Raw genomic sequence first — 2,180 nt, 5'->3', positions numbered from 1 at the left:
GCCGTCTCGCCCCCCCCCGCCGCGGCCGGGCGCGACCCCGCGGCCGTGGCCCCCGCGGCGCCAATACCCCCAACACCCCGCGCACCCCCCGGCCCCCTCGCCCCTAGGGGGGCTGGGGGCCCGGTCGCTCCTGCGGGTCCGTGCCTCAGCCGCCCGTGAGCGGCCCCGGGTCGGCGACGATCGCGCGCACCACGCCCACCGCCGCCCCCAGCAGCGGCCCGCGCCGGCCGAGCCGGGAGACCGTCAGCCGGTCCTGCGCCCAGGGCCGGACCGTCACCCGGGCCGCCAGCTCGTGCCGCATCGCCGGCAGCAGCCAGGGCGCCAGCCGGGCGTAGCCGCCGCCCAGCACCACCTCGGCCGGGTCCAGCAGGTTGACCGCCCCGGCGGCGGCGATGCCGAGCGCGGCGCCGGCCCCGGCCAGCGCCGCCCGGACCGGCTCGTCCCCGGCGGCGGCGCGTTCGGCGAGCAGTGCCACCCAGTCCCCGCGCACCCCGGCCAGCCCGGCCGCCCGCAGCACCGCCGCCTCGCCCGCGTACTGCTCCAGGCAGCCGTGCGACCCGCAGGCGCAGCGCCGCCCCTCCGGGTGGACGGGCACGTGGCCCAGCTCGCCCGCGTAGCCGCGCGCGCCGCGCAGCAGCCGGCCGCCGACCACCACGGCGGCGCCGACGCCGGCCTCCGCGGAGACGTAGAGGAAGTCCTCCGGGCCCTCGCCCAGCCAGCGTTCGGCCAGGCCGCCGAGGTTGGCCTCGTTGTCGGCGTCGACCGGCAGCTCGGCCAGGCCGTCGCCGACCACGCGCAGCGCCGGGCGCAGTTCGGCGGCCAGCGGGACGTCCTGCCAGCCGAGGTTGGCGGCCCGCTGGAGCACCCCGCCGCTGCCGACCAGCCCGGGCACGGCCAGGGTCAGCCCGGCCGGGCGCAGGCCGGACTCGGCGACGGCCGAGCGCACCAGCCGGGCCAGGTCGGCCATCACGGCGGCGGGTTCCCGGCCGTGGTTGGCGCTCTCCTCGCGCCGCCAGGCCCGGACCTCACCGCGCAGGTCGACCACGCAGACGCCGAGGTGGCGGACCCCGATCTCGGCGCCGAGGCCGCCGGGCCCGAGCGGGTTGAGGCCGAGCGCGGTGCCGGGGCGGCCGACCTTGCCGCTGGGGGCGGCCGGGCCCTCCTCGACGACCAGGCCGGCCGAGATCAGCTGTTCGGCGAGCGAGGAGACCGCGGCCCTGGTCAGCCCGGTTCCGGCGGCGACCTCGGCGCGTGAGCGGGGGCCGCGCGCGATCAGGCCGAGCACCAGGGCCAGGTTGGCCCGGCGCATCCCCTGCTGACTGGCGGGCCCGGTCCGGACGCCGTCCGGCTCCCCGCGCATAACCTCACCTCACGGTCGTAGGGCGTGTCTTGTGGATCTTGTCGGATGGGCCGCGGCGTCGGGGTGCGTGCATCGCAAGGCGGAGGAGGGAGGCGATGCGGAGCATCGGGCGACCGACGACAACGCGGCGAGGTGCGTGCCCTGGCGTCGCGGACCCGGCAGGGATCCGCAAGACACGCCCTATGGCACATCCCGTGGCATCTCGGGTGCAGCGTAACCGGGTTCCGGCTCCGCGTGCGCCCGGGCGGCGGGGCTGGTGAAGACCCAGCGCCGCATCGCCCAGAAGCGGAACAGCATGGCGACGAAGGTGCCGACCACCATCCCGCTGAGGAAGTCGGCGACCTCCTGCTGGAACGGGTCGACGTACGGCTCGCGCAGGTCGAGGGCGTACCGGGAGAACACCAGCGGGATGTCGTTGACGCCGATCGCCACCGCGCTGACCAGGAAGAACAGCAGGGCCTCCGGTCGGCGCCCGTCCGTCCGGAAGGCCCAGCGGCGATTGAGCACGTAGGAGACGACGGTGGCGATCACCGTCGCCACCGTCAGGGCCACCACCGGCTGGTGCTGCAGGAAGGTGAACTTGAGCTCGACGTCGATCACCGTGGTGAGGACGAAGCAGCCGCTGCCGACCGTCAGGAACTTCACCAGCCGGCGGTGCCGCACCAGGAACGGCCGCAGCCGCGCCGGCACCCGGGCCAGGACGCGCTGCGTGGGGGACGGCATCTCCGCAGTGTGGCACGCGGCGGGGGCGGGCCGCCCGGGGACCCCCCCCCCCCCCCCCCCCCCCCCCCAACCGGCTCCGAACCCACCACCCCCCCGC

At 77.7% G+C, this 2,180-nt stretch carries 2 protein-coding genes; both read right to left on the bottom strand.

Annotated elements, in window-relative coordinates:
* Positions 1–145 precede the first annotated feature (145 nt).
* Complete coding sequence (locus ACFV8H_RS05490) at positions 146–1,360, bottom strand: ROK family protein (RefSeq protein ID WP_380396699.1); 1,215 nt, start codon at positions 1,358–1,360, stop codon at positions 146–148.
* A gap of 180 nt (positions 1,361–1,540) precedes the next feature.
* Positions 1,541–2,083 (bottom strand): GtrA family protein, encoded by a 543-nt coding sequence (locus tag ACFV8H_RS05485; RefSeq protein WP_380396697.1) that lies wholly within the window; start codon positions 2,081–2,083, stop codon positions 1,541–1,543.
* Positions 2,084–2,180 lie beyond the last annotated feature (97 nt).

The sequence above is a fragment of the Kitasatospora sp. NPDC059827 genome (genome assembly GCF_042731675.1).
Taxonomy (GTDB): domain Bacteria; phylum Actinomycetota; class Actinomycetes; order Streptomycetales; family Streptomycetaceae; genus Kitasatospora.
Note: the sequence above shows the minus strand (reverse complement) of the source record. Positions and strands in the feature narration are given on the sequence as shown.